The 17,809-nt window shown below is 62.5% G+C and carries 18 protein-coding genes and 1 pseudogene; 8 read left to right on the top strand and 11 right to left on the bottom strand.

Features of this window, described 5'->3' with window-relative positions; all coding sequences use genetic code 11:
* Positions 1-17 precede the first annotated feature (17 nt).
* The 3 genes and pseudogenes from J3P91_RS12190 to J3P91_RS12180 all read left to right on the top strand — a co-directional run.
* Positions 18-857, top strand: a pseudogene (locus J3P91_RS12190) (transketolase); the annotation flags it as partial.
* Positions 858-863: 6 nt separating this feature from the next.
* On the top strand, positions 864-1,886 hold the full coding sequence (locus J3P91_RS12185) for a transketolase family protein (RefSeq protein ID WP_434605109.1): 1,023 nt from the start codon (positions 864-866) through the stop codon (positions 1,884-1,886).
* A 64-nt stretch (positions 1,887-1,950) separates the two neighbouring features.
* Entirely contained in the window at positions 1,951-2,937 is a 987-nt protein-coding gene (locus tag J3P91_RS12180) for an alpha/beta hydrolase (protein WP_434604415.1), read from the top strand.
* Here the strand turns inward: J3P91_RS12180 and J3P91_RS12175 are convergent.
* The 10 genes from J3P91_RS12175 to J3P91_RS12130 all read right to left on the bottom strand — a co-directional run bounded on the left by J3P91_RS12175 (position 2,889) and on the right by J3P91_RS12130 (position 13,217).
* Positions 2,889-3,275: a hypothetical protein gene (locus tag J3P91_RS12175; protein ID WP_434604413.1), complete on the bottom strand. Its 387-nt coding sequence runs from the start codon at positions 3,273-3,275 to the stop codon at positions 2,889-2,891. The two genes, J3P91_RS12180 and J3P91_RS12175, sit on opposite strands and share 49 nt — an antisense overlap.
* 10 nt (positions 3,276-3,285) lie before the next feature.
* Positions 3,286-4,518, bottom strand: a complete 1,233-nt coding sequence (locus J3P91_RS12170; RefSeq protein ID WP_434604411.1) for an SfnB family sulfur acquisition oxidoreductase — start codon at positions 4,516-4,518, stop codon at positions 3,286-3,288.
* Between the two features lie 168 nt (positions 4,519-4,686).
* Complete coding sequence (locus J3P91_RS12165; protein WP_434604409.1) at positions 4,687-5,463, bottom strand: ABC transporter ATP-binding protein; 777 nt, start codon at positions 5,461-5,463, stop codon at positions 4,687-4,689.
* Between the two features lie 25 nt (positions 5,464-5,488).
* Positions 5,489-6,823: an ABC transporter substrate-binding protein gene (locus J3P91_RS12160; protein ID WP_434604407.1), complete on the bottom strand. Its 1,335-nt coding sequence runs from the start codon at positions 6,821-6,823 to the stop codon at positions 5,489-5,491.
* An 87-nt stretch (positions 6,824-6,910) separates the two neighbouring features.
* A complete protein-coding gene (locus J3P91_RS12155; protein WP_434604405.1) occupies positions 6,911-7,975 on the bottom strand; it encodes a branched-chain amino acid ABC transporter permease in 1,065 nt (354 codons plus the stop codon).
* 4 nt (positions 7,976-7,979) lie between these two features.
* Positions 7,980-8,861 (bottom strand): branched-chain amino acid ABC transporter permease, encoded by an 882-nt coding sequence (locus J3P91_RS12150; protein WP_434604403.1) that lies wholly within the window; start codon positions 8,859-8,861, stop codon positions 7,980-7,982.
* Complete coding sequence (locus J3P91_RS12145; RefSeq protein ID WP_434568807.1) at positions 8,858-9,628, bottom strand: ABC transporter ATP-binding protein; 771 nt, start codon at positions 9,626-9,628, stop codon at positions 8,858-8,860. Before J3P91_RS12145 ends, J3P91_RS12150 begins: the two co-directional genes overlap by 4 nt.
* On the bottom strand, positions 9,625-10,596 hold the full coding sequence (locus tag J3P91_RS12140; protein WP_434604401.1) for an AMP-binding protein: 972 nt from the start codon (positions 10,594-10,596) through the stop codon (positions 9,625-9,627). Before J3P91_RS12140 ends, J3P91_RS12145 begins: the two co-directional genes overlap by 4 nt.
* 4 nt (positions 10,597-10,600) lie before the next feature.
* On the bottom strand, positions 10,601-12,016 hold the full coding sequence (locus J3P91_RS12135) for an LLM class flavin-dependent oxidoreductase (RefSeq protein WP_434604399.1): 1,416 nt from the start codon (positions 12,014-12,016) through the stop codon (positions 10,601-10,603).
* A 253-nt stretch (positions 12,017-12,269) separates the two neighbouring features.
* Positions 12,270-13,217 (bottom strand): ABC transporter substrate-binding protein, encoded by a 948-nt coding sequence (locus J3P91_RS12130; RefSeq protein ID WP_434604397.1) that lies wholly within the window; start codon positions 13,215-13,217, stop codon positions 12,270-12,272.
* A gap of 304 nt (positions 13,218-13,521) precedes the next feature.
* Here J3P91_RS12130 and J3P91_RS12125 point away from each other — a divergent pair, with 304 nt between their 5' ends.
* From J3P91_RS12125 to J3P91_RS12105, 5 genes are all read left to right on the top strand, one after another.
* Positions 13,522-14,514 carry an aliphatic sulfonate ABC transporter substrate-binding protein gene (locus tag J3P91_RS12125; RefSeq protein WP_434604395.1) on the top strand — a complete coding sequence of 331 codons (993 nt, stop codon included), beginning with the start codon at positions 13,522-13,524 and terminating at the stop codon, positions 14,512-14,514.
* Positions 14,515-14,577: 63 nt separating this feature from the next.
* Positions 14,578-15,420 (top strand): ABC transporter permease, encoded by an 843-nt coding sequence (locus J3P91_RS12120; RefSeq protein ID WP_434604393.1) that lies wholly within the window; start codon positions 14,578-14,580, stop codon positions 15,418-15,420.
* Between the two features lie 3 nt (positions 15,421-15,423).
* Complete coding sequence (locus tag J3P91_RS12115) at positions 15,424-16,137, top strand: ABC transporter ATP-binding protein (RefSeq protein WP_434604391.1); 714 nt, start codon at positions 15,424-15,426, stop codon at positions 16,135-16,137.
* A gap of 117 nt (positions 16,138-16,254) precedes the next feature.
* Positions 16,255-16,416: a hypothetical protein gene (locus J3P91_RS12110; protein WP_434604390.1), complete on the top strand. Its 162-nt coding sequence runs from the start codon at positions 16,255-16,257 to the stop codon at positions 16,414-16,416.
* A 53-nt stretch (positions 16,417-16,469) separates the two neighbouring features.
* Positions 16,470-17,060 (top strand): helix-turn-helix domain-containing protein, encoded by a 591-nt coding sequence (locus tag J3P91_RS12105; protein ID WP_434605107.1) that lies wholly within the window; start codon positions 16,470-16,472, stop codon positions 17,058-17,060.
* 92 nt (positions 17,061-17,152) lie between these two features.
* Here the strand turns inward: J3P91_RS12105 and J3P91_RS12100 are convergent, their stop codons facing one another.
* On the bottom strand, positions 17,153-17,662 hold the full coding sequence (locus J3P91_RS12100) for a hypothetical protein (RefSeq protein ID WP_434604388.1): 510 nt from the start codon (positions 17,660-17,662) through the stop codon (positions 17,153-17,155).
* Positions 17,663-17,809: the final 147 nt, after the last annotated feature.

The following is a 17,809-nucleotide window of genomic DNA, read 5'->3' as shown; positions in this document are numbered from 1 at the left end:
TTCACCGGAGTTTCACCATGACTCGCTCGCTTTCATCTGCTTCATCCATGTCCCTGACCGAACGCGCCCACAACATCCGTCATCACGCGCTGCGCATGGGTCAGGTCCAGGGCCAAGGCTACGTTGGCCAGGCCCTGGGCGCCGCCGACCTGCTGGCGGTCGCGTACTTCCACGCCATGAACTATCGGCCCGAAGACCCTGAATGGGAACAACGTGATCGCTTCTATCTGTCCATCGGCCACTATGCGATTGCGCTGTACGCGGCACTGATCGAGGCCCGGATCGTTCCGCTCGATGAACTGGAAACCTACGGAGCGGACGACAGCCGCCTCCCCATGTCGGGAATGGCGGCGTACACGCCAGGCATGGAAATCACTGGCGGCTCCCTCGGCCAAGGCCTGGGCATCGCGGTAGGCGCCTGCCTGGGGCTGAAGCGCAAAGGCTCGCCCGCCTTCGTCTACAACCTGCTCTCGGACGGTGAACTGAACGAAGGTTCTACCTGGGAAGCGGTGATGTCGGCGTCGCACTGGAAACTCGACAACCTGATCGCCATCGTCGACGTCAACAACCAGCAGGCCGATGGATACTCCAGCGAAATTCTCTCGTTCGAGCCGATCGTCGATCGCTGGCAAGCCTTTGGCTGGTTTACCCAGCGCGTCGACGGCAACGATCTGGATGCGCTGGTCGCGGCATTCGATGCCGCGCGCAACCATCCCGCCGGACAGCCCCGGGTGATCATCTGCGACACCCGCATGGGCAAGGGTGTGCCATTCCTGGAAAACCGCGAAAAGACCCATTTCATCCGCGTCGAAGAACACGAGTGGGACCTGGCGCTGAACAACCTTGAAGAAGGAAAAAAAGTCATGAACAACGCCGCCAACACACCGAACGCGATGGGTGAACCGGGCAAAAAACGCCTCACCACCTCGGCGATGATCGCCTCGATTGCAGCCGAGGGCCAAGCCACGAAACCTGCACCATTCGGACATGCGCTGGCTGCATTGGCCGACCAGCGCCCGGACATCGTCGGGCTGTCCGCCGATCTGTCCAAATACACCGACCTGCACATCTTCGCCAAGGCCCATCCGGATCGCTTCTATCAGATGGGCATGGCCGAGCAGTTGCTGATGAGCGCAGCAGCTGGCATGGCCCGGGAAGGTTTCGTGCCGTTTGCCACGACCTACGCGGTGTTCGCTTCCCGTCGTGCCTACGACTTCATCTGCATGGCGATCGCCGAGGAAAACCTCAACGTCAAGATCGTCTGCGGCTTGCCGGGCCTTACCACGGGTTACGGCCCCAGCCACCAGGCCACGGACGACCTGGCGATCTTCCGCGCCATGCCCAACCTGATGATCGTCGACCCCTGCGACGCGCTGGAAATCGAACAGGCCGTGCCCGCCATCGCCGCGCACCAAGGCCCGGTCTACATGCGTTTGCTGCGCGGTAACGTGCCCCTGGTGCTGGACGAGTACGGCTACACGTTCGAAATCGGCAAAGCCAAGACCCTGCGCACCGGCAACGATGTGCTGATCGTTTCCACCGGGTTGATGACGATGCGTGCTCTGGAAGCCGCCAAGCAATTGCAGGCAGACGGCGTCGACGTCGCGGTACTGCACATGCCGACCATCAAGCCGCTGGATGAACACACCCTCCTTGCCGAGGCCAGAAAGCCGGGACGACTGGTGGTGACCGCGGAAAACAGCTCTATCATCGGCGGGCTCGGCGAAGCGGTTGCCGGGGTCCTGCTGCGCAACGGCGTGACGCCGACGTTCAGGCAAATAGCCTTGCCAGACGCCTTCCTCGACGCGGGCGCGCTGCCGACACTGCATGATCGCTACGGCATTTCCACCCAGGCCGTTTGCGCGCAAATCAAAGCCTGGCTTTAACGGCAAAGCGCCGGGTACCGGCAACAGGTACCCGGCGGTTTCAAACAAAGGGGAGCGAAACCTGATGCCTGATCAATGGCTCGATCCCGCATTTCGCGGCCTTGTCGCCTCGGGTGCTGAACAATGGTCGCTGAACACGCTGCCGGCCATCCGCACCCGAGTCCATTCGGGCTTCAAACCCGAGCATCGCGCACGATGCGAAGTACGCTGGATCCCCGGCCCCGATACCGCACGCCTGCGTCTGTGCCTCTATCGGCCGAAAGGCCTCGGGCCAGACGCAAGCCTTCCGGCGATCCTGTCCATCCATGGCGGTGGCTTCGTACTCGGAAGACCCGAGATGGCCGATGACTTCCTGGCCGACCTGGCCGACGAACTGAGTGCATTCATCGTTGCGGTGGATTATCGACTGGCGCCGGAACATTCCTTTCCAGCGCCCCTTGACGACTGCTACAGCGCCCTCGCCTGGCTGTTCGAAAACAGTCAGGACCTGAGCCTGGATCCCCGGCGCATTGCCGTGATGGGCCATAGCGCAGGCGGCGCGCTGGCCGCCGCATTGGCCATCATGGCCCGCGACAGAGCCCGGTTTCCGCTCGCCGGCCAGGTCCTCATCTATCCCATGCTCGATCACCGCACAGGCTCAGCGCAATCACCCTATCCCAGCGGGCAGACAGGCACGTTCAGTTGGTTGCCGGAGCCCAATCAGTTCTGCTGGACATGCCTGCGCGGTGGCTACGCCCTGGACGATGAACGTGTCGGTCTGTTTTCCCCGGCCCTGCAACCCGACCTGCGCAACCTGCCGCCGACGTTCATTGCCGTCGGCTCTCAAGACCTGTTCCTTGAGGAGGACGTCGATTTTGCAATGCGGCTGTCTCGCGCCGGAGTTGCCATGGAACTCCACGTGTATCCTGGCGCCCCGCATATGTTCGACCAAGTGCCAGGACGCATCGCGGATCAATTGACCCTTGATATCGTCCGGGCGTTGAAAGGACTTTTGAGCAGCAGTCATGCCTGCCCTCCCTGTCCATCAGCCAGCGCCGCGCCATTGAGGTAATGGTCGCCCAGCAGCCGACGCTGGGTCAGCAACGCCGGCTCGGCTGCATCCGGCAACGGCCGCGGCAAGCTGCGCCCGGCCAGCTCGAAGAATAGATGCGCACCGACACGCGCCGCCTCGGCAGCAGCCAGACGAAAGGCAATGGCGGACGATTGGGAAGCGTTGGCGCGTTCGAGCAACGCATCGGCGGCGTCGATGCGGATACGCAGGTTGCCGACCGCGGCGACCACCAGGGCTTCATGTCGCGCGCTCTGCCCGCGCAGGTAGTCAAGCAGAGCCGCCTCGACGTGGCGGGCATGGGCGAGGTCGCTGCGACCCTGGGAGTGTGAATGGGACATGCTCGATACCTCAGTTCCATGAGTGACGTTGCGGCTTGATGTCGTTGAGAAGCTGGTTGCCGACCAGGTGGTATTTCCAGCGCACCGGGTCATGCAGGGTATGGGTCCGCGCATTGCGCCAGAACCGGTCCAGGCCCTGGCTGGCCGAGACGCTGCGCGTGCCGCCCAGCTCCAACAGGCGGCTGGAAGCCTCAAGGGCAATCTCGGTGGACAGCACCTTGGCCTGGCCTACGACCACAGAGGCTTCGGCGACCCGTTCCTCACTGGGCTCGGCAACCGCAAGATCGACCGCTTGGGCCGCGCGCTGCAAAATCGCCTCGGCCGCTTGCAGCCGCCAGGCCAGCTCGCCGATCAGCGCTTGGCCTAGCGGATCCTGCCAACCGTGTTGCAGGCCGCTGTCGACCCAAGGACGCGCCTGGCGGGCGACACGCAGGGTCTCGGCGAAGGCACCCCGGGCAATGCCGGTGTCCACCGCGGCCTGGATGATCTGCGAAATCGGGCCATCGGCAGTGGGCTGGTCATAGGCTTTCCAGGCAGGTACCACGTCGCGGGCAGGCACGCGTACGCCTTCGATGCGCACTTGGCCGCTGGCGGTGATGCGTTGGCCGAAACCGTCCCAACTGTCGATTACCGTCAATCCGGCGGCATCGCGCGGAACCAGCGCGATATGTACATGCCCCGCCTCGTCCACCCCGGCAACCGGCACGATATGGGCGAACAATGCGCCGGTGCAGTAGGCCTTTTCGCCGTCGAGTACCGCCGTGTCGCCATCGAAGCGGATCTGCGTCTGGAAGGTCGTGACGTATTGGCTTCGCGCTTCGGAAAAGGCGTTACCAAAGCGATAGCCCTGGAGCACCTTGGCGTAGTAGCGCTGCTTCTGCTCTTCGCTGCCGGTCAAGCCGAGATTGCTGAGCACGCCGAAATGGTTTTGCGGTAACTGGCCGAGGGATGAATCGGCCGCGGAAATGATGGCGATCACTTCGCTGAGGGCGACATAGGACACCCCGGCGCCACCGTAGGCCTTCGGCACGCTGATCGCCCACAACCCGCTTTCGGAAAAGCGTTCGAGTTCTTCCCAGGGCAGACGTCGGTCGCGGTCGCGGGTTGCCGCCTCGCGAGCGAAATCCCCGGCCACACGGTGCGCCACCTCGATCGCCTCGGCGTCGCTGCGAATGAGATGGGCCGGGCGCCGAGGCACCGGACGAACCTGCTCGGGTGGATCAATAGTCGCTGAATGGCTCATGTGTTGCTCCTTTCGTAACGGGTTCATCAACAGCCAGAGCACAGTCCGTACCAACCCTCTAAACCCTTTTTTTTCAAAGAGTTGTGAACCAGCAGCGGGTTGGACAAAGCCCCTGCAACAGCAAACTGCGGATTCACTGTTGCCCACAAGACAGCGGGAAACCGGCACTCAACCGGTCTTGCCGCCCAGATAGAAATGCTGGATGTCTTCCCGCGCCGCCAACTCCGCACCGCTGCCCTCACCCACGACCCGACCGTTTTCCAGGACGTAGGCGTAGGTGGCATGGCGCAGCGCAACGTTGATGTTCTGTTCGGCCACCAGGAAGCTCATGCCTTCCTGGGCATTGAGCTGGGCGACGATGGCAAAAATCTCCTCGACGAGGATCGGCGCCAGCCCCATCGAAGGTTCATCCAGCAATACCAGCCGAGGTCGGGTCATCAGCGCCCGACCGATGGCAAGCATTTGCTGCTCGCCGCCGGATGTCAGCCCGGCCTGGGTCTTGCGCTTGGTCTTGAGACGAGGGAACCAGGCGTAGATGCGCTCCAGACCCTGTTCCAGTTCCCGGCGCGTCGGGTTACGCAGGAAACCGCCGGTACGCAGGTTGTCCTCGACGGTCAGGTGGGCGAACACGTGGCGCCCCTCCAGCACATGGACAATGCCTTGGCGGGCCAGCAGGTTGGCGGCGACGCCGGCGGTATCCTGCCCCTGGAAAGTGATCCGGCCGCGGCTGACTTGCGCACGGTCAGCCTGGACCAACCCGGAAATGGCCTTGAGCGTGGTGCTCTTGCCAGCCCCGTTGGCGCCCAGCAGCGCAACAATGTCGCCCTGACCGACCCGCAGGGAAACCCCGGCCACGGCGAGGATCGCGCCGTCGTAGATGACTTCGATGTCGTGCACCGCCAGCAACTCGCTGCTTGCGGTGCCCGCAAGGGCCGCAATGGTCATGGATTCTTCCTCCTCGTGCGCACGGCTACTGCGCCGCGCAATCGCGGGCCGTCACGCCCTTTTCTTTCGCATACTCGGCGGCCTTGGCGTCGATCAATGGGCGCAACGTCGCGCGGTCGGCCTGGACCCAGTCGGTGATCAGTTTCCATTGCTGGCCGTCCCATTGTTGTACCTTGGCTGCCCCGCCACCTTCATGGTCGCTGCAAGACAGCTTCAGCGGCTGCATCAGTCCAAGGAAACCGATCTCCTTGAGACGCGCGTCATCGAGGTCGAGATGCTCCAGGCCCCAGCGACCTTCCTCACCGTTGAGCGGACGATGGCCGAACTTCTTCTGCCCGGTGCGGATCGCCTCGACGGCAATGGCGGCATTCACCAGGCCGGAGTTGTAATAGACGCTGCCGAAACTCTTCGGATCCTTGAGATCGCTCTTGCCGGTATCGAGGATGTACTGGCGAATGCGTTGGTGGATGTCGAAATCGGCACCGCCTGGATAGGGTGTCAACGCCAGGTAGCCCTTGCCGGCCTCGCCGGCCGGCAACACGTCCTCGTTGGAACTGGCCCAGATGTCACCGACGATGCGCTCCACCGGGTAGCCGAAACGCGCCGCGGTCTTGATCGCCACCGGCGTGGATACACCCCAGGTACGCAGGAACACCCAGTCCGGCTTGAGCTGCCGCACCTGGCGCCACTGCCCGGCCTGTTCGTTGCCCGGATCCGCCACCGCGATCTGGATGTTCTCGAAGCCATACTTCTGCGCCAGCAGGGCCAGCGGCCCCTGGGTTTCCCGACCATAGGCCGAGTCATGGTAGACGGTGGCGATCTTCTTGCCCTTGAGCCTGTCCAGCCCGCCCTCGCGCTCAGCCACGTAATTGATGAATGCCGAGGCCTCGCTGTAGAACGTCAGCATGGCCGGGAAATTGTAGGGAAACACCCTGCCATCGGTGGCCTCGGTACGGCCATAGCCGAGGGTGATCAGCGGAATCCGGTCGGCTTCGGCCTTGTCCGCGAGGGCATAGGCCGCCGGTGCACCGTTGGGCTGGTAGACCGCCACCGGCGCGCCGTTGAGGCCGTTCTTGAAGCGCTCGTAGCACTCGATGCCTTTTTCCGCCGTCCATTCGGTCTCGCACTCCTGCCAGACCAGCTTGACGCCGTTGATCCCGCCTTCCACCTCGTTGATGTAGCGCAGATAGTCGATCATTCCGGCCCACACCGGAATGCCGCTGGAGGCATAGGCGCCGACCCGGTAGGTGGCCAGGGGGAAGAACTGTTCGTTGGCCGCCTGGGCAACCGGTACCAGCGTTGCGCAGGCACCCAGTGCCAGGCCGATGGCAGCGAGGCTGCGTTTTAAAGTTGCATGCATGTTGGTCTTCTCGATTGGGTCTTGTGCAGTGTTGGAAACCTCCTTTCCCTCGGTAGGGTCAAGGTTCGTTGGGTTGTGGGGAGGCGCTCAGAACCGCAGCGGCCAGACCTTGATGCGTTCACGCAGGTCGCCGAGCAGGCGTGCCAGCCCTTCCGGCTCCTTGACCAGGAACCAGATGATCAGGCCACCGAAGAGCACCTTCTGCAGGTTCTGCAGTTGCCCGGCGTCGACGTTGCCGTTGAACAGCCATAGGCCGGCATGGCTGAGCAGGATCGGCACGAGGCTGATGAAGGCCGCGCCGATGAAGCTGCCGGCAATGCTGCCCATGCCACCGATAATGATGATGAACAGAATCTGGAACGAACGATTGATGTCGAAGCTGCCTGCACTGGCCGTCCCCAGGTACGCGAACGCCCAGAGCGCCCCGGCGATTGCGAGGTAGAACGAACTGACGGCGAAAGCCATGCGCTTGTCGCGCTCCACGGCGATCCCGATGACAGCGGCAGCGGTGTCCATGTCCCGGATGGCCATCCAGTTGCGGCCAATCTGGCTGCGCACCAGGTTGACCGCCACCCAGGTCAACAGCACCACGCAACTGAGGGTCAACAGGTAGCGACCGACCGGGGTGCCGAGGTTATGGCCAAACAGCTCCAGGCGTGGCGCGCTGATGGTGCCGGACGAGGCGTAGTTGTAGAACCAGGGGAATTTGGCAAATACCCATTCCAGGAAAAACTGCGAGGCCAGCGTGGTGACCATCAGGTAAAAACCCTTGATCCGAGAACTTGGAATGCCGAACAGCAGCCCGACCAACCCGGCAATCACTCCACCGCCAAGCAGCGCCAGTGGCAACGGCAGCCCGGGCACGCGCAGCAGCAAGCCGTATGTGGCGAACGCGCCCACGGCCATGAAGCCGGCGGCACCGACCGAGGTCTGGCCGGTGTAGCCGGTCAACAGGTTCAGCCCCACGCCTGCCAGCGACAGCACCAGGAAGGGAATCAGGATCGCGTTGAGCCAATAGTCAATGCCGAGCCACGGCAACCCGATAAAAGCCACCAGTAGCAGCAACAACAGGCCCGGCCGCCAACGCCGGCGCACCAGGGTCAGGGGTGAGTCGTCGAAGCTGGCAGTGAGGCGCGCAACAGTAGCGGTCATGGCGTCATACCCGTTCAATGATCCGGTCGCCGAACAGGCCGGACGGACGGATGTAGAGAAAGATCAAGGCGAGGAAATAGGCGAACCAGGGCGTGATGCCTCCGCCGATCAGCGGACCGATGTAAGCCTCGGCAAGATTCTCCGCCGCACCGACGATCAGCCCGCCGACGATGGCCCCGCCAATCGAGGTGAAGCCGCCGATGATCAGCACCGGCAATGCCTTGAGCACCACCAGCGAAAGCGAGAACTGCACGCCCTGCCGCGCGCCCCAGAGCAACCCGGCGACCAGGCCGACCACTCCGGCCACGGCCCAGACAATCTGCCAGATGCGATTGAGGTTGATGCCCAGCGACAACGCCGCACGGGTATCATCGGCCACGGCGCGCAGGGCGATCCCGATGCGGGTCTGGTTGAACAGCAAGGCCAGCACCGCCACCGTCAGCCCCGACACTGCGGCAGCGATCAAGTCGAACTGGCTGACCATGATCTCCCCCATGAACAGCGGGACGTCCTCGATGCCCAGGTCCAGCGCACGCACCTGGGCACCCATCAGTCCTTGGGCCAGGCCCTCGATGATGAACGACAGGCCGAGGGTGGCCATGAACAGGGTGATCTGCGATCGGTTGACCAACGGCCGCAGCACCAGGCGCTCGATCAACAATGCGCCGACGATCATCACCAGCACCGTCAGGACCAACGCGAGGGCAAATGACAGGCCCTGCTCACGCAAGCTGACGAAGGTCAGCGCGGCGAACAGCAGCATCGCGCCCTGAGCAAAATTGAACACGCCGCTGGCCTTGTAGATCAGCACGAAACCGATGGCCACCAGTGAATACAGAGTGCCGGCCAGCAGCCCGCCAACCAGGGTTTCCAGAAAGAAATTCATGAGTGCGAGGCCCCCAGGTAAGCGGCGATCACATCGGGGTTGGCCTGCACCTGCGCGGGCGTGCCGTCACCGACCTTGCGTCCGTAGTCCAGCACCACCACATGGGTGGACAGCCCCATGACCACCGGAATGTCGTGTTCAATGAGAATCACCGTGGTGCCAAGGTCGCGATTGATATCGACGATGAAGCGGCTCATCTCCTGTTTTTCTTCAGCGTTCATGCCAGCCATCGGTTCGTCGAGCAACAGCAGGGTCGGCTGCGCGATCAGTGCCCGGCCCAGCTCCACGCGTTTCTGCAAACCGTAGGCGAGGCTGCCCACCGCGACGTCACGCCAGGCCTGCAGTTCGAGGAACTCCAGCACCTGCTCGGCCCGCTCGGCGAACGCCCGCGCCTCGCGCCGGGCTCGCGGCAAGCCCAAGGCCTGCTCGAGAAAAAACGTACGCTGCAAGCGCGACAGGCCAGTAAGCAGGTTGTCCACCACGCTCATTTTCTTGAACAGCGCGTTGTTCTGGAACGTCCGGCCGATACCAAGCCGCGCCGCCTTCAATGGATGCGGACGGCGCAACGGTTCGGCAGCGAAGAACACCTGGCCGGCATCGGCCCGGTAGACCCCGTTGAGGATGTTCAGCAGCGAACTCTTGCCCGCACCGTTCGGCCCGATCAACGCGCAGATCTCGCCAAGCCTGACGCTGAACGAGAGGTCGGAAATCGCTTTCACGCCCCTGAACGACAGCGACACATTACGCACCTCCAACAGCGCATTCATGCGGCTCGCTCCAGATATTCCTGCAACCAGGCCTGGCGCGCCGAGCCTTGCAACAAGGCGTCTGCGGGCGCGCTTGGCACCTCGATCCGGCGCAGCCGCTGGAACCCGAGCAGACGCCGCACCCGCGACTTGAGCCAGCGGCGCAGGCCACGTCGCGGATCATCCAGGGTCCATTCGCAGAGGCGTCGCCGCCAACTGCCCGCAATCGGCAGCCGGGCTTCGATTTCCGCCGCCAGCGATTCGACTCGCGCAGCGGACAACAGCAAGGCCGTCGGGGCAATCTCGCGGCGATCGCGGCTGGCTGACTCGCGCGCTTCCGGAAAGGCCAGGCCTTCGCCGCCCTCCAGCCAGCGACGGAACAGATGAGTCAGCCCATCACGCCATTCAGTGCCCTCATCGATCCATACCACCGCGTCCTTGGCGACCTGGGCCCAGCCCTGGCGCTGCGCTGCCGGCGCCTCGGTGACGAACAGCACCGACAGTGACTGCACCTGCCACAGGCCACGACGCGCCGCACTGGCCTGGGCCGAATACAGCCGCAGCGGCCACTCTTCATCCAGGCCGCACTGCAGCCAGTGCGAGACACTTTCGCGGCGCTGGACAAAGGCGAACGCCGGGCGGATCAAACGTAACTGGCGTTGCAGATCCTCGCCCTGACTGTCGCGGTCGACGACCACGCTGTGTCCACCCAGCTGGCGCGCCGCCAATGTCAGGATCAGCAGGCTCGGCTCGAAGGCACCGCTCAATGCCAACCGCGCGCCAGGGGCGAAGCCTTGTTGGCGCAGGCCATCGCAAACCCGCTCGACCTCGCGTTGCACATCGATCCATCGCCAGGCCTTCCAGGCGCCGAGGCGTCGATGACGCATGGCGATCTGCGTCGGACGCTCCCTGGCCCAGCGCTGCAACGCCACGAGGGCGCTGTCCGTCACGCTTTCGGGCAATGGAGCACTGACTTCGAAAATACTCATGCGCTTACTCCTCAACCAGGGCCGGCTCAGCGACACGAGCGCGCTGGGCCAGGCGATTCAAGTCCCGATAACCAGCGCCCGGGTGGCTGGCGGGCAGGCGCGGGCCGTCGCCGAACAGCTTCTCGCGCAGGGTGCCAGGGCGATAGTCGGTCTTGTACACGCCGCGTTGTTGGAGTTCGGGCACCAGCAGCTCGACCACGTCGCGAAAGGTCTCATGGGCCAGGGCGTAGGCCAGGTTGAAGCCGTCCACATCGGTGTCCTCGACCCAGGCCTGCAATTCGTCGGCGACGGTTTGCGCGCCGCCGACGATCAACGGACCAAAGCCGCCGATGCCGACCCAATCGGCCAGTTCCTGGACTGTCCATTGTTTGTCGGGGTCCGCGGTCGAGAAGGTCTCCACGGCCGATTGAATGGCGTTGGTATGGATGTGCTTGAGCACCTGGTCGGGTCGGTACTGGCTGAAATCGATGCCAGTCCAGCCGGAAACCAACGCCAGCGCGCCCTCATAGCTGCTGTACGATTTCAGCTCCCGCCACTTGGCCTGTGCCTTGGCATCGGTCTCGTCGACGATCACCGTTTGCAGGTTGAAGATCAGCACCTTGCGCGGATCACGCCCGGCCTCGGCGGCACGTCGGCGGATATCGGCCACGGTCTTTTTCAGGATGACCTTCGACGGCGCCGCGACGAATACACATTCCGCATGGCCGGCGGCGAAATCCTTGCCACGGCTCGATGCCCCTGCCTGGTAGAGCACCGGCGTGCGCTGCGGCGACGGCTCGCAAAGGTGGATACCCGGCACCTGGAAGTGCTTGCCCTGGTGACGGATCTCATGGACTTTGCCCGGGTCGCTGAAGATGCCGCGCTCACGGTCGCGCACCACCGCGCCCTCCTCCCAACTGCCTTCGAACAGTTTGTAGAGCACCTCGAGGTATTCGTCGGCGTAGTCGTAGCGTGCATCGTGATCACTCAGCGCCTTCTGGCCGAGGTTACGCGCGCCGCTGTCGAGGTAAGACGTGACGATGTTCCAACCGATGCGCCCCTTGGTCAGGTGATCCAATGTCGACAGGCGGCGGGCAAAGGGATAGGGATGCTCGAAGGTCAACGAGGCGGTCAGGCCGAAACCCAGGTGCTCGGTCACCAGCGCCATCGGCGTGATCAGCGCCAGCGGATCATTGACCGGGACCTGGGTCGCCTGGCGGATCGCGGCGTCACCATTGCCGCCGAGCACATCGTAGATACCGATCACATCGGCAATGAAGATGCCGTCGAACTTGCCGCGCTCCAGCAGTTTGGCCAGGTCGGTCCAGTAATCCAGGTCTTTATACTGCCAGGCACGATCCAGGGGATGTCGCCAGAGCCCTGGAGACTGGTGGCCGACGCAGTTCATCTCGAAGGCATTGAAACGAATTTCACGTGGCATGGGAACTCCTGCTCGATGGGTTCAGCACCCCATCCGGGCGCTTTCTCGTTGCTGTCTCAACATGATTCATGCCAGTTCGTAAATTCCTTTATTTACAGTGGGTTACTCACGGAACCGGGCAATCAGGGTGACTGCCTCCCAACACCGGTGTTGATCAATTGTTCGATAACAAACAGTACGGACGTTCGCTCGGGACCGTTTGCCAACACCCAGCCGACGGCCTGGTCCGGAACCGGCCATCGCTCATCAATGTTCAATGGCTGAAGGCTTGGTTGAAGGACGTGTCGATAACGCCAGCAGTGGCCAGCGGAGCCGATAGCGCCTTGACCTTGAACAAGAAGTCCGCCGTGCTCTGCAGATCGGCGGCGGACTGCTGGTCCACCGGACCAACGCTCATGTGGGCCTGGCGCAACCAATGGCGCGAGACGTCCTGGTCAAGATTGGCCTTCTTTGCCCAGAGGTCGGCGTATTGGTCGGTATGGTTGTCGACCCAGGCGCGGGCTTGTTTTACGCGGCCGAGGAAGTCGGCGATGGCTTCACGCTTGCTGTCGATGGCCGGCGTCGAGGCGGCTATGGCGCTGAGGCCGGGCATGAGGTCCTTCGCCGTCAGGATCGGCCGGGCGCCGGAGAAGAGGATCTGTTGCGAGATGTAGGGCTCCCACACCGGAAAGGCATCGATGCTGCCCTGGGGCAAGGCCGCGGCTGCATCAATGGGCATCAGCTTGATGAAGTCGACGTGGTCTTCCGGCAAGCCGGCCCGTTCCAGGGCGCGCAGTGTCAGTTGCTGACTCCACGCCCCGGGCCAATAGGCGACCTTCTTGCCCTTGAGGTCGGCGATAGTCTTGACCGGCGAGTCCTTGGGCACGAGCAGCGCGATGGTGTCAGGGTTCTGCCGCGAGACGCCGATCAACTTCACCGGTGCCTGTTTGGCGGCCAGGAACAGGAAGCCCGAATCGCCGAGGAAACCCAGGTCCAGGTCACCGGTACTCAGCGCCTCGGCCAGTGGCGCGGCCGCTTGGAAGTGCTTCCAGTCGACGCGATAGGGGGCGCCCTCAAGCACACCCGAAGCCTCCACCGAAGCCCGTACGTTGTAATAGTTCTGGTCGCCGACATGCAGTACCAATGGCTCGGCGGCCTGGGCCAACGGTGCGGCAAACACTGTACTAAGCAGTAGACGTTGCAAGAATTGGCCGGGCTTCATGAAAAGACTCCTGAATGAATTTCTTAGAACTTAACGCTCTTGTAATTCAACCCAGAAATTCTTTTAAAGCATAAGCTCATAAGTCACTTTCGACCGCTGTCTGCAGTCCAACAGTGCCGCAGCAGACTGTTGACTGGGCAACATCGCCCTCCAGACTTCCACCCCCTCGCGCCCCCGCCAGCCGCCCTTTCTCCGGCTGTGGCACAGAGCCTGCAATATTCCATTCCAGCGGGATTTCCTCCTGCTTGCCGATCTTTCGGAAATAAGAACATTGCCTTCCTGCCGCCTTGCCTGGAGCCGCTCGATGAAACCCGCCTTCCGTTTTTCCCTGGCCCGCGCCAGATACCTGCTCAGCGCCTGCGCTCTGGTGCTGGGCCTGCCGTCGCTGACCCTGGCCGCAGAAAGTCCACCGGCTGAAGTGCATCTGGACTACGCCTATTACTCGCCGGTCAGCCTGGCGCTCAAGCACTTCGGTTATCTGGAAAAGGCCCTGCCCCAGACCAAGGTGAGCTGGGTTTTGAGCCAGGGCAGCAACCGTTCCCTGGAATACCTCAACAGCGGCGGCGTCGACTTCGCATCGTCCGCCAGCCTCGCCGCCGTGCTGAGTCGGGCCAACGGTAGCCCGATCAAGTCGGTGTACGTCTACAGCCGTGCCGAATGGACCGCCCTGGTGGTGCGCAAGGATTCGCCGTACCAGACGGTCGCCGACCTCAAGGGCAAAAAAATCGCCGCCACCAAGGGCACCGATCCCTACCTTTTCACCTTGCGCAGCCTGCAACAGGCCGGGCTGGACAAGGACGACGTAGAACTCGTCCACCTGCAGCACCCGGACGGGCGCACCGCCCTGGAAAAAGGTGACGTCGACGCCTGGGCCGGCCTCGACCCGCACATGGCCGCCAGCGAAGTCCAGGCCGGATCGCGCCTGCTCTATCGCAACCCCGACTTCAACAGCTACGGGGTGGTCAGCGTCACCGAAAAGTATGCAAAGGAGCATCCGCAGACCATCAACACCGTACTCGCCGCTTATGAACAGGCCCGTGAATGGGCGGTAGGTCATCCGCAGGAGCTGGCCAAACTTCTGGCCGACGAATCGGGCCTGCCGCTGGAAGTGGCCAGGTTGCAACTGTCGCGTACTGATCTGGGCAACCCACAACTGAGCGCCAGGGACGTGCTGGCCTCGAAGGCCGCCGCGCCGATCCTGGTTTCCGAGGAGCTGGTGCGTCGCGGGGTGAATGTTGACCAGGTCATCGAGCAACTGCTCGACACCGGTCACCAACAGGCCGTGGCCCGTCAATAACCGATTGCCCAGGCGACAACCGATCCGCGCCTGGCGCGGATTCGACGTTGCCGGAGAACCGCCATGAGCAGTAACAGCAAAGACCTTTCCAGCCTGCGCCTGGCCCTGCCCGCAACAAGCAAGGCGCCCCTGTTCAATGCCGACTGGCGACTGCGTCTCAAGGGGCTGGCGCTGCCGGTGCTGATCATCGTATTCCTGGAGATCATCGTGCGCATCGGTTGGCTGCCCTCCTACCAGATGCCAGCCCCCAGCGAGATCGCCCTGACCCTCGGCGACCTCGCCGAAGGGGCGCTGTGGAAACACATCAGCGCCAGCCTGTTGCGGGTATTGCTGGGCTTCGCCATCGGCGCCGGCCTGGCCTTGGTATTCGCCGCCTGGGTTGGCTTGAGCCGGGAAGCCGAAGCCTATCTGGAACCGACCTTCGCCGGCCTGCGCTCGATTCCCAGCCTGGCCTGGGTACCGTTGCTCCTGCTGTGGCTGGGCATCGACGAAACCTCGAAAGTGGTACTGATCGCCATCGGCGCGTTCTTTCCCGTTTACCTCAATGGCGTCGCAGCGATTCGCAACATCGACCGCAAGCTGGTGGAAGTCGGCCATATGTACGGGTTCAACCGTCGCCGTCTGGTGCGGCGGATTCTCCTGCCCGCCGCCCTGCCCGGCCTGTTCACCGGTTTGCGCAGCGGCATGAGCCTGGCCTGGATGTTTCTGGTGGCCGCCGAACTGATCGCCGCCACCAAAGGCCTGGGCTATCTACTCAGCGATGGCCGCGAAACCTCGCGGCCGGACATCGTCCTGGCGGCCATTATCGCGCTCGCCGTGCTCGGCAAGCTCAGCGACGGCATCCTTGCCGGCCTGGAAAAACGCTTCCTGGCCTGGCGCGACACCTTCAACGGCAGCGAGGATTGAGCCATGACCCAAGCCCTGCTGGATATCCACGTCGAGCTCAAGACCTTTGCCGCCACCACTGTGCTCGATAATATCCACCTGCAACTGCAGCCCCGGGAAACCGTGAGCCTGCTGGGCCCCAGCGGCTGTGGCAAAAGCACTTTGCTGCGCATCGTCGCAGGCCTGGAAAAAGACTTCGAAGGGCAACTGCTCAGCCACACCGAACAGCTCGCCTTTGTGTTTCAGGAAGCACGGCTGATGCCGTGGCTGACGGTGCAACAGAACATCGGCTTCAGTGATGATGGTGATTACGACAAGGCCTGGGTCGCGCAGTTGATCGACGAAGTTGGCCTCAACGGTTTTGCCGACGCCTTGCCCAAGGCGTTGTCCGGCGGCATGGCGCAACGCGTGGCGATTGCCCGCGGCCTGTACTCGCGACCGCAAGTGCTATTGCTGGACGAACCCTTCAGTGCCGTGGACGCGTTCACCCGGATGAAACTGCAGGACCTCTTGCTGCAACTGGCCGAGCGGCACGCCATCGCCCTGTTGTTGGTGACCCACGATGTCGACGAGGCGTTGTACCTGAGTGACCGGGTCTTGGTGATGGACAACCGCCCCAGCAGCATTCGCCAGGAACTGACGGTGCAACTGGACCATCCGCGGGATCGACGCGACCCGTTGCTGGCGCAGCTCAAGGCGCTGGCCCTGACTGAATTGCAGCGTGCGCATGTGATTTGACAGCGGCTTTATTAATAACTCAAAAGAATTAATAAATGAACAATCAGTATTTATGGTTATAAAAATAACCACGTACTCTCAGTTCATCCCGCCATTGGTCATGACAGCGAAGGCCCTATGAAACCGACTTGCAACGTTATCGACTTCGTCCAGTTCCGCAAACGCAAGCAGGCCCAGGCACTGGCGCGGGCCATGTGGGAAATGTACGCACGTAACGCCGGTTATCAGGCGTTCCAGTGGGTCCAAGCCTCCCAGCCGACCAGGACCTATCACGCGTGAGCGCCCAGGAACCCTCGCGTTTTCTGGCGAGCGCCGAAGAACCAGAAGTGGATTTGAATCAGTTGGAGGCGCTGGACGAAGATCCGATCAGCGAGCGGGTTGCGCAGAACCTGCAACGCCTGCGCAGCAAGCGGCACCTGTCCCTGGATGCCCTCGCTCGCCAATGCGGGGTGAGCCGGGCCATGCTAGCGCAGATCGAATCCGGGCGCAGCGTGCCCTCGATCAAGGTGCTGTGCAAAATTGCCAAGGGTCTGAAAGTCTCGGTGGCGGCGTTCCTCGAACACCGGGCTTTCGAAGGGGTCGCAGTGCTGTCGGCCAGCCAGAGCAAACGCCTGGTCAGCGCCAATGGCGCCTTCGTCAGCCGTTCCCTGTTCCCTTTCGATGTCGCACGTCAGTCGGAATTCTACGAGCTGCGCCTGAGCCCGCTGGGAGAAGAACAATCCGAAGGTCACGGCCCCGGTGTCCAGGAAAACCTGGTGGTGTCCCAAGGCGTACTGGAGATCAGCGTCAACGAGGAGCGCTACCTGCTCTCCACCGGCGACTCGATCCTGTTTTATGCCGACCAGCCACACCGTTATCGCAACCCGGCCGACAGCGAAGCGGTGGCCTACCTGGTGGTTACCTACCCGGAACGCCTGGACTGAAAAAAAAACAGCCGAACAAAAGCCCGGCCGCGTCTCACTTGAAGCTGGCACGATCCATCGTGGCAAGGGAGCAAGTCCCCTCACCACATGAATCAGCAGGTGCAGCACATCATTGGCATGCCATTGCAGCTCATCATCATCGGCATGCCGCAGTCGTTCATCATCTTCATCATCAACGCGCAGCAGTTTTTCATCATGTCCATGTTCATGCCGGCCATCGGCATGATTTTGCACATCATGCAATCAGCCATCACCGTACATTCCATCACGCACTTCATCGATGGCATCGGCATGCCCATCATCGGCACAGGCATCATCATGCTTGCCATCGGCATGGCCATGCTCGCCTGGGACATGCACATCATGCTCATGTTGCCGCAATGCATCATCGTCGGCATGGCGCAGTTCATCATCATCTGCATCATATCGGCACTGTTCTTGAACATGGCCATGTCCATGCCGGCGGCGGGCATCATTTTGCACATCATGCCGTCATCCATCATTTCGCAGGTCATGGTCGCCATCATCATCGGCATGCCCATCATCGGCATCATCGGCATGTTGGCGTTCATCGGCATTTGCATCTGCATGGCATTCATCATGGTGTGTTCCTTTCAAGTATCGAGAGTTGGACGAAGCTGATGGGGCGGATTCTAAGCCTTGAGCCGAACCCGGCAAGATGACTATCCAACAGCGGGAATGCATGCTCGAACAGAGCTGACGGGGCGAAAAGCGTCAGCTTGGCGGCT

The organism is Pseudomonas sp. Z4-7 (genome assembly GCF_051131965.1).
Classification (GTDB): Bacteria; Pseudomonadota; Gammaproteobacteria; order Pseudomonadales; family Pseudomonadaceae; genus Aquipseudomonas.
The sequence above is the reverse complement of the archived record's forward strand: the minus strand, read 5'-3'. Positions and strand labels throughout refer to the sequence as shown.

What these genes read in the sequence shown, in the direction of transcription:
- J3P91_RS12185 (WP_434605109.1), top strand. Translation starts at nt 864, where the DNA reads ATGAACAACGCCGCCAACACACCGAACGCGATGGGTGAACCGGGCAAA.
- J3P91_RS12180 (WP_434604415.1), top strand. Translation starts at nt 1,951, where the DNA reads ATGCCTGATCAATGGCTCGATCCCGCATTTCGCGGCCTTGTCGCCTCG.
- J3P91_RS12175 (WP_434604413.1), bottom strand. Translation starts at nt 3,275, where the DNA reads ATGTCCCATTCACACTCCCAGGGTCGCAGCGACCTCGCCCATGCCCGC.
- J3P91_RS12170 (WP_434604411.1), bottom strand. Translation starts at nt 4,518, where the DNA reads ATGAGCCATTCAGCGACTATTGATCCACCCGAGCAGGTTCGTCCGGTG.
- J3P91_RS12165 (WP_434604409.1), bottom strand. Translation starts at nt 5,463, where the DNA reads ATGACCATTGCGGCCCTTGCGGGCACCGCAAGCAGCGAGTTGCTGGCG.
- J3P91_RS12160 (WP_434604407.1), bottom strand. Translation starts at nt 6,823, where the DNA reads ATGCATGCAACTTTAAAACGCAGCCTCGCTGCCATCGGCCTGGCACTG.
- J3P91_RS12155 (WP_434604405.1), bottom strand. Translation starts at nt 7,975, where the DNA reads ATGACCGCTACTGTTGCGCGCCTCACTGCCAGCTTCGACGACTCACCC.
- J3P91_RS12150 (WP_434604403.1), bottom strand. Translation starts at nt 8,861, where the DNA reads ATGAATTTCTTTCTGGAAACCCTGGTTGGCGGGCTGCTGGCCGGCACT.
- J3P91_RS12145 (WP_434568807.1), bottom strand. Translation starts at nt 9,628, where the DNA reads ATGAATGCGCTGTTGGAGGTGCGTAATGTGTCGCTGTCGTTCAGGGGC.
- J3P91_RS12140 (WP_434604401.1), bottom strand. Translation starts at nt 10,596, where the DNA reads ATGAGTATTTTCGAAGTCAGTGCTCCATTGCCCGAAAGCGTGACGGAC.
- J3P91_RS12135 (WP_434604399.1), bottom strand. Translation starts at nt 12,016, where the DNA reads ATGCCACGTGAAATTCGTTTCAATGCCTTCGAGATGAACTGCGTCGGC.
- J3P91_RS12130 (WP_434604397.1), bottom strand. Translation starts at nt 13,217, where the DNA reads ATGAAGCCCGGCCAATTCTTGCAACGTCTACTGCTTAGTACAGTGTTT.
- J3P91_RS12125 (WP_434604395.1), top strand. Translation starts at nt 13,522, where the DNA reads ATGAAACCCGCCTTCCGTTTTTCCCTGGCCCGCGCCAGATACCTGCTC.
- J3P91_RS12120 (WP_434604393.1), top strand. Translation starts at nt 14,578, where the DNA reads ATGAGCAGTAACAGCAAAGACCTTTCCAGCCTGCGCCTGGCCCTGCCC.
- J3P91_RS12115 (WP_434604391.1), top strand. Translation starts at nt 15,424, where the DNA reads ATGACCCAAGCCCTGCTGGATATCCACGTCGAGCTCAAGACCTTTGCC.
- J3P91_RS12110 (WP_434604390.1), top strand. Translation starts at nt 16,255, where the DNA reads ATGAAACCGACTTGCAACGTTATCGACTTCGTCCAGTTCCGCAAACGC.
- J3P91_RS12100 (WP_434604388.1), bottom strand. Translation starts at nt 17,662, where the DNA reads ATGATGAATGCCATGCAGATGCAAATGCCGATGAACGCCAACATGCCG.